9 protein-coding genes are annotated in these 8,286 nt (G+C 62.0%); all 9 read right to left on the reverse strand.

What is annotated here, in order from left to right:
- Positions 1–144 precede the first annotated feature (144 nt).
- Entirely contained in the window at positions 145–936 is a 792-nt protein-coding gene (locus AC0L3L_RS28700; RefSeq protein ID WP_473549680.1) for an ATP12 family chaperone protein, read from the reverse strand.
- 11 nt (positions 937–947) lie between these two features.
- Positions 948–1,805: a DMT family transporter gene (locus tag AC0L3L_RS28705; protein WP_473640372.1), complete on the reverse strand. Its 858-nt coding sequence runs from the start codon at positions 1,803–1,805 to the stop codon at positions 948–950.
- Between the two features lie 68 nt (positions 1,806–1,873).
- Positions 1,874–2,854, reverse strand: coding sequence for an RluA family pseudouridine synthase (locus AC0L3L_RS28710; protein ID WP_473640355.1), 981 nt, complete (start codon positions 2,852–2,854; stop codon positions 1,874–1,876).
- 64 nt (positions 2,855–2,918) lie between these two features.
- A complete protein-coding gene (locus AC0L3L_RS28715) occupies positions 2,919–3,257 on the reverse strand; it encodes a DUF190 domain-containing protein (protein WP_065009799.1) in 339 nt (112 codons plus the stop codon).
- On the reverse strand, positions 3,254–3,754 hold the full coding sequence (gene crcB / locus AC0L3L_RS28720; RefSeq protein ID WP_473640357.1) for a fluoride efflux transporter CrcB: 501 nt from the start codon (positions 3,752–3,754) through the stop codon (positions 3,254–3,256). Before crcB (AC0L3L_RS28720) ends, AC0L3L_RS28715 begins: the two co-directional genes overlap by 4 nt.
- Entirely contained in the window at positions 3,751–4,140 is a 390-nt protein-coding gene (gene crcB, locus AC0L3L_RS28725) for a fluoride efflux transporter CrcB (RefSeq protein ID WP_473640359.1), read from the reverse strand. The genes crcB (AC0L3L_RS28720) and crcB (AC0L3L_RS28725) overlap by 4 nt, the downstream gene beginning before the upstream one ends.
- Before the next feature lie 15 nt (positions 4,141–4,155).
- Positions 4,156–4,998 carry an aspartyl/asparaginyl beta-hydroxylase domain-containing protein gene (locus AC0L3L_RS28730; protein ID WP_473640374.1) on the reverse strand — a complete coding sequence of 281 codons (843 nt, stop codon included), beginning with the start codon at positions 4,996–4,998 and terminating at the stop codon, positions 4,156–4,158.
- Positions 4,999–5,189: 191 nt separating this feature from the next.
- Positions 5,190–6,500, reverse strand: coding sequence for a replication-associated recombination protein A (locus tag AC0L3L_RS28735; RefSeq protein ID WP_473640361.1), 1,311 nt, complete (start codon positions 6,498–6,500; stop codon positions 5,190–5,192).
- Positions 6,501–6,551: 51 nt separating this feature from the next.
- Positions 6,552–8,039 (reverse strand): DegQ family serine endoprotease, encoded by a 1,488-nt coding sequence (locus tag AC0L3L_RS28740; RefSeq protein ID WP_473640363.1) that lies wholly within the window; start codon positions 8,037–8,039, stop codon positions 6,552–6,554.
- Between the last annotated feature and the right edge of the window lie 247 nt (positions 8,040–8,286).

The following is an 8,286-nucleotide window of genomic DNA, read 5'->3' on the forward strand; positions in this document are numbered from 1 at the left end:
TCCAATGCATCGGCCCGAAGATCGGAATCGATCTACGGAAAGCACGATGCATAGATTCAAAGTGTTAGTGCGTACTTTGTGCGTCCAACTTGAGCAAGTTGGTCTAATGTGCAACGCGAAAACGAATGCGGGCGGCGATTGCCGTCAGCCCTTGAGCGCCTCGACAAGGCCGACCGCCGCCATGAAATCGCGTTTGCGGTGGGCACGGCGGGCGACAGCCTCCGCGTCATGGCCCCAGTGCTCGGCCTGCCAGTCCTCGTCGACATGGCCGGCAGTCCAGGCGGCGTCGCCGTCGATCTCGCCGAACTCGACGGCCAGCGCCAGCAGAGCCGATCCCGTCAACGACGTCATGACGTGGATGGCCGCCAGTCGTAGCGGGTCGGCACGCTGGGCAAGGTGAACACCGAGCACCGCAATGGTCTCACGCGGCTGCTCGATATGGATCACCCCTTCGGCGAGGTGAAACCGGGCGCCGAGCGCGCTCCGCGCCCAATCGATGATGGGATCCCAATGTTCGTCCTGCCGGTCGACCAGCCCTTGTGGGGCGTCGGCGCGATAGCAGAGCAGATCGGACGAGGCGAAGCGCAGGATGTCCTCCAGCACCGCCTGCGGGTCACTGGCGACGCCGTCGATGGCCGTGTTGACCAGACGCATGACCGGCATCGTCATCGGGTCGATGGTCTCACCTTGCGCAGCGAACTCGTCGGCGACCAGCGCGGCCGCTTTTTCGGTCGGCAGCACCAGCAGCGCCTTGCCCGGCGTGCGAACCGGCTTGCCATCGAGATGAACGGCAAAACCAGCTTCGGCCGGTGCGACCGAGACGGCTTTGTAGAAGCGTTTCGGCAGGTGCGTCTTCATCTGGATCTGGGCACGGCGTACCGGATCCGGATCGGAGAGCTGCTTTCCCGCTTCGAGGTCGTTGAGAATATCGCGCATGCCGGAGCCTTTCATCCGGGGATCTGTTTTCGGGCCGGCCGATTCACAATGATCAGGCCGGCTGCGATGAGGCCGAGTGCCAGGAAAATACGAATGGTCAGCGGCTCGTTCAAGAAGATGGCGCCGCACAGCACGCCGAACACCGGCGACAGGAAGGTGAAGCTCGACAGGCCCGATGCCGGATAGCGCCGCAGCAGCCAGAACCACAGCACATAGGTGAAGGCGACGATGTAGACCGCCTGAAAAAGCAGAGCCAAGGTCGGCAACGCGGCGAAGTCGCGGACAGGCGGCCCGGCAAAAGGCGCCACCAAGGCGCCGACCACGGCAGCGCCGGCCAATTGGTAGAGCAGCAATTTCTCGGCGCTCGTTTCCGCCAATTTCGTCCGCTTGATGACGATGTAGGTCAAGGCCCACAGAATGCCGGCGCCGAGACTGAGCAGGTCACCGGTCAATGTCCCACCATAATCGGCGCTCAACTGGTCGGAAAACACCGCGACCAGGCCAGCGAATGCGAGCAGAAGTCCGACGAGCCGGCGCACGGTGATGCGTTCGCCCAGCAGGAAATGCCCGCCGACCAATACCCAGAACGGCATGGTGTTGACCAGCAAGGTGTTGCGCGCGACGGTCGTCTGTTCGAGCCCGACATAGAGAAACAGGAACTCGAGACCAAAAAGCGCACCTGCCAGAATGCCGGCGACAAGCGTTCCGTCGCGGGTAAAAAGCACAATACCGCGCCAGCGGCAGCAGGCGAGAACGCACAGCCCGCCAATGATCGACCGCGCAATCGACAGGAAAACGGGATCATAGCCGGCATAGGAGATCTTGGCAGCGACGTAGTTCAGCCCCCAGGAAAAGGTCAGTCCGACCATGATGGCGGCGGCCGCTATGTCGACCCTGTCGCGGCGGTCGAGTGTATCGGTGGCGATACCCACTGGACCTAGTCCTCCGCGCTGGCCTCGTCGAAGCCGATCAGATTCCAGCTCTGGCGCATATGCGGCGGCATCGGTGCGGTGACGTCGATAAGACCCTTGTCGGGATGCGGGATGACGATGCGGCGCGCGTGCAGGTGCAAGCGGTTCTGCATGCCGCCGGGAAAATCCCAATTGGTGTCGGCCTCGAAATATTTGGGGTCGCCGATGATCGGGCAGCCGATGTGAGCGGCATGGACGCGAAGCTGGTGGGTACGGCCGGTATAGGGTTCCATTTCCAGCCAGGACAGGGTCTGCGCCGCCTGTTCGACGATCCGGTAATAAGACACCGCGTGGTCGGCACCCTTTTCGCCATGCTTGGCGACGCGAACGCGGTCGCCGTCGGGTGTCGGCTCCTTGATCAGCCAGGTCGAGATCTTGTCCTCGCGCTTCGGCGGCACGCCCTTGACCAGCGCCCAATAGGTCTTCTTGGTCTCACGCGCCCGGAACGCCTCGGCAAGTTTCATGGCGGCGAGCCTGGTGCGGGCGACGACCAGCACGCCTGACGTGTCGCGGTCGAGCCGGTGCACCAGACGCGGTTTCTCGCCCTTCTGGTTGCGCCAGGCTTCCAGCATGTCGTCGACATTGCGGGTGACACCCGAGCCACCCTGAACGGCAAGGCCTGCAGGCTTGTTGAAGACGAAGACTTTCGGATCTTCATGGATCAGCATCTTGGCCAGAACGTCGGCGTCGCCCTGGTTGCGGATCGAGTGACCGGTGAGCGGGCTCTCGCCCTTCTTGTCCACTTCGAGCGGCGGGATGCGGACCATCTGGCCCGGCTCGACGCGGGTATCAGCCTTCACCCTGCCACCGTCGACACGGATCTGGCCGGAACGCAGCAGTTTTTGCAGATGGCCGAAGCCAAGACCCGGAAAATGGGTCTTGAACCAGCGGTCGAGCCGCATACCCGCCTCGCCGGCCTCTACCGTGATCTGTTCAACGCCTGTCATAATTCCAATCGCCGTTTCGCTGGCATGCAACGGCATTCACCGGCACCCGCAACCTCACACTCGATCATTCGTTATCGGTTCCATATTGCAGAACCTGAACTTTCTCCAGTGTGATCAAACCACTTGTCATGATTGTTTCAAGGACGGGCAGGAAAGCGGCTATCTTTTCCTCGTCATCGACGATCTCGATCACAAGGGGCAGATCCTCCGACAGACGGAGGATCTTCGTGGTGTGAAGCCGGCTGGAATGGCCGAACCCCATCGCCCCGCGCAGGACGGTAGCGCCGGCAATCTGCATTTCGCGGGCCTTCAGCACAATCGCCTCATACAGCGGACGGCCGTCTGCCCTGTCGTTCTCGCCGATGAATATGCGCAGCAACTGCGCCTGTCTTGGTATCTTCATTGCCTGGATCCTCTTAGCCGGTTGCGGCGCACTGCAAGGATGTGGCCAAGCCAGACGGCGGCAAGCCACGTTACCACGGAGATCGCGATATTGGCCGCAGCCGCCATAAGCTTCCCGCTTTGCGCGAGGGTGAGCGTTTCAATGCTGAAGGCGGAGAAGGTTGTCAGGCCACCGCAGAAGCCGGTCATGAAGAACTGGCGCTGCAACGGGCTGGCGAAGATGCGGCCATCCGGCCCCGTCAATGTCGCGTAGAAGCCGATGAGGAATGAGCCGACAATATTCACGAGGAGCGTGCCGAATGGGAATCCATTGCCCCACAGGGCAGTGCTCGTCAGCGAGGCAAGCGCCCGCAGCACGCCGCCAATCATGCTGCCTGCGGCCACGGTCGCATAGATCCGAACCGCTTCGTTCGTTTTGCGACAGCTAATAAGGCGCGCCGCATGCTCTGCTACGGCGGTGTCTGTCCCGCCGGAGCGGAGCTTCCGCGGACTGCTCATGGCGCCCCACTGCCAATCAGAAGACTTCCTGCGGCAAAGCCCAGCGTCACACCACCGAGGCTCAGAAAGACCGAAAGCAGCACATTGCCACCGGCGCGCAGCCATTCGCCCTCACGCGCCAGTGCCAGCGTCTGCAGGCTAAAGGAGGAAACCGTGGTGTAGCAGCCGAGGCCGCCGGTTGCGGCAAAGGCCCAGGTGGCGGGCATGCTGTCGCGCGCCACCGCATGCGCAACGACACCGATCGCAAATGCCCCCGAAACGTTGACGACCATTGTGCCCCAGGGAAAGGTCTCGCCGACCCGGCGGGCGACGAAGCCGGACAGGAAGAAGCGGGCCATTGCGCCGATCGCGCCGCCAAGACAGACAAGCAACAGATGATACATCATGCTCCCTCTTGCCGGTCAAGCTACGGTGTCAGGCAGCTCCGGCTTCTTGGTCTTGCTTGAGACGATCATCTTCCAGTTCTTGTAGAACATGGAATTGATGCGCTCGACGCTGACCGAGACGATGGCCAGCAAGGCCGAGATGAGGCCGGGAAACGGCGATGGTCGAATGATATCCACGAACACGCAGTAGCGGCGCCCGTCGTACTCGTTGACCGAGCGGTGAAGCAACGTGTCGTCAAAAATGAACAGCGGATTGTCGTGCCAGTAATTCTTGGCGTTGCCGCATTCGACGAAGATTTCTGATTTCACAGGGATGAGATTGTAGAGAATCCGCAGGCTGAGCCGCAGCGGGCCAAAATGCCAGGAGGTTGATTCACGTTTGCTGAAAACGGACACGGCAATGGTCTTGATGTATTTGAAATCCTTTTTGAATTCAGCGACGTTGTCTATTTTGTGCTTACCGTACCACTGATAGACATACATGCCGCGTCTGCCGGCGCCGAAATTGGCGTCGATATCGGCGATAATCTCGTCCTTGCGTGCCTTGAAGACGTCCAGCACCTCGTTAACCTCGCGCTGGTAGTCTTCCGGAAACTGCTCCAGTTTCCAGACGCCCCGGTTCTTATAGCACAGCAGGTCCACCAGCAGGTTGAAGGGCGAAAGCAACCAGGTGAAAATGCCATTGCCGAGGAAATAGCGGCTGAACAATTCCCAATCCTTCTTGTCGTTACGCAAGACGTCGATCAGTCCGAGGCCAAAGAAAATCGCCGTCGGGATTGGAATGAAATAGAAGCCAAGTACAACAAGCGGGACCGCTATCGCGGCCTGGCGGATGGATTTGCGAAGTTTCTTTGTCATTGCCCCACGCGCCGAGCGCGATCCCGATCTGAGCCTTGATAAGGTTTTTCGCCCCGCCATACAACGCCCATCACACGACCGTGAGCAACCGGCGGCCACCGCAGGCGGCTATCCTGTTGCTGTCTTGCCAGCGAAATGCCCATGGCAGCTTTTGCCCCCGGGGCTTTCAGCGACAACAAGGCCGCGCAAGCCTACTTTTGCCGCTCGCCGCGCAGCTTCGCCCAATAGTCGAGCCGTTTCCTGATATCACGCTCGAAACCGCGCTCCGGCGGGTCATAGAATGTGCGGCGGCCCATCTTTTCCGGAAAATAATCCTGTCCGGAAAAAGCGTCCGGCTCGTCGTGGTCGTAACGGTAGCCGGCGCCGTAATCTTCTTCTTTCATCAGCTTGGTCGGCGCGTTGAGGATGTGTTTGGGCGGCAGCAGCGAGCCGAACTCCTTCGCCGCCTGAGTGGCGGCCTTGAAGGCGGTGTAGACGGCGTTGGATTTGGGCGCGCTGGCGAGATAGACGGTGGCCTCGGCGAAGGCGAGCTCGCCCTCTGGCGAGCCCAGGTAGTCGTAGGCATCCTTGGCGGCATTGGCGATGACCAGCGCCTGCGGGTCGGCCAGCCCGATATCCTCCATCGCCATGCGCACCAGCCGGCGGCCGAGATAGAGCGGATCCTCGCCGGCGTCGAACATACGGGCCAGATAATAGAGGGCGGCGTCCGGGTCGGAGCCGCGCACCGATTTGTGCAGCGCCGAGATCAGATTGTAGTGGCCGTCCTGGCCCTTGTCGTAGATCGGCGCCCGGCGCTGGACGATGCGCTGCAGGCCCTCGGCGCCGAACACCTCGCCTGACTTGGCGGCGCGCCAGACCTCTTCGGCCAGCGTCAGCGCCGCGCGGCCATCGCCATCGCTCATGCGGATGAGCATCGCCCTCGCCTCGTCGTCGAGCGGCAGCGCCCTACCCTCAGTCTCCTCGGCACGCGCCAGCAGTTTTGCGATGCTGTCCTCACCGAGCGAATGGAAGACCAGCACGCGCGCGCGGGACAGAAGCGCCGCGTTCAGCTCAAAGGACGGGTTCTCCGTCGTGGCGCCAACCAGCACGACGGTCCCGTCTTCCATGACAGGCAGAAAACTGTCCTGCTGGGCGCGGTTGAAGCGATGGATCTCGTCGACGAAGAGCAGCGTCTGACGGCCGTTGGAGCGGCGCAGCTTCGCCGTCTCGAACACTTTCTTCAGGTCGGCGACACCGGAAAACACCGCCGATATCTGTTGGAAGGCAAGGCTGGTTTCGCCGGCAAGCAGCCGCGCGACCGTCGTCTTGCCCGTCCCGGGCGGCCCCCAGAAGATCATCGAGCCAAGCGAGCCGGAGCCGATCAGCCGCGTCAGTGCGCCGTCGGGCCCGGTCAGATGCTCCTGGCCAACGACCTCGCCGAGGTTCTTCGGGCGCAGCCGGTCGGCCAGCGGCCTGCCGGGCGGCGCCTTTTCCGGTTCATCGACACTGAACAGATCGGCCATGCACTTCGTTTCGTTGGAGCGCGATCTCGTCCGAAGGATCGACGCTCGGGCTCAGTAACGCAACACCTGGCGCAGTATCTGCCCGCCACGCTCGACGGTAAAGCGCCACCAGCGCGTCTCTTCCATGGCTGCCTGTTCCAGGGTCGCGGCGGTATCGATAGTCAAGCCATTGACCTCGCGAACGATGTCGCCCGGCTGGAACCCGAAATCGGCTGCGGGCGAACCCCGATTGATGTCGACCACCGTAACACCCTTGACATCGGTACGCATGCCGAGCCGCTGGGCGAGCCGGGGCGACAGTTCCGCAACCTTGGCACCGGAAAACGGGCTGCGACCGCGCAGTGTCACTTCCGCGAGTTTTGCACCTTCAGGCGCGCGCTCCAGCGCAATCTCCATCGTCGCTTGCTGGCCTTTGCTGAGGACGCCGAAGCTGGCATTGGTGCCGATCGACAGCGTCGCCATCCGGTAATCCAGCGCCTCGATGCTCTCGACCGGCGTGCCGTTGAGCGACAGCACGACATCGCCGGGCTTGAGCCCCGCCGTGGCCGCCGGCCCTGCTTCTTCGACGGTCGAAACCAGCGCCCCGGTCGGGGTCTCCAGACCGAGCGATTCGGCGATCTGCGGCGTCACGCGCTCGAATTCGGCGCCGATATAGGGCCGCTCGAAGAAGTTGCGCCCGGCCTTGGCCGCATCGGCAAACGCGCGAACCATGTTGGAGGGAATAGCAAAGCCGATGCCGATCGAGCCGCCGCTGCGGCTGTAGATCGCCGTGTTGATGCCGACCAGTTGGCCACCCATGTTGATCAGCGCACCGCCGGAATTGCCGGGATTGATTGCGGCGTCGGTCTGGATGAAGAAACTGGAATCGGAAACGCCGATGTGGCTGCGGGCAAGCGCCGAAACGATGCCGCTGGTGGTGGTCTGGCCGACACCGAACGGATTGCCGATGGCCAGCAACAGGTCACCAACCTCGAGCGCGTCGGAATCGCCGATGGCGACGACCGGAAATGGCTTGTCGGAGGAGATCTTGAGCACGGCGAGGTCAAGCGTCTCGTCCTTGAGCAGCACCTTGCTGTCGAATTCACGCCCGTCCGCGGTGGCGACCTTGACCTGATCGGCTTCCTTGATGAGGTGGAAATTGGTGACCACTATGCCTGTCGGATCGACCAGCACGCCGGAGCCGAGCGAGGACTGCGCACGCGGCTGCGAACGGCCGAAGAACTCTTCGAAGAAAGGATCGCCGTCGAAGGGCGACCTCAACTTGGCCGTTTGCGAAGCATAGACATTGACCACGGCCGGCGCCGTCTGCTTGACCAGCGGCGCGAAGGACAGTTGCACCTCCTCGCGGCCGAACGGCACGCGCTTGTCTGGACCGGAGGTGGCATTTTCGCCTTCGGCGCCGCGCAGCATGTCGGTGAGCACATCGGACAGACCGGGATCGGCCTTGGTGTCCTGAGCCAGCGCCTGCCTCGTCGCCGGCACGACTGCCAGCGCCATCAAGGCGCAGAGTAGAACATGGGACATCCGTTTTACGCGCATTCCGAATCCTCCGGGTCGGGCGCCATTGTCCCGACGATTGTGCAAAATGAAAGGCTAAGGCAATGAAATCGAATTATTTTGGGTAGCAAAGCAGCTATCGGTCAGTTTGAAACCGGAAAGCCTTGTCGGCCCTCATGAAAAAACAGCTCGTTTCATTCCGTGACTTTTTGGTCGGCTGTGAAGAACGTCGATTTCGCTGACGGCGGTTGCGATCAGGGCCGGAAAGACGGGGCTGGCAAATGGGCGC

The sequence above is a fragment of the Mesorhizobium sp. WSM4849 genome, from assembly GCF_055811385.1.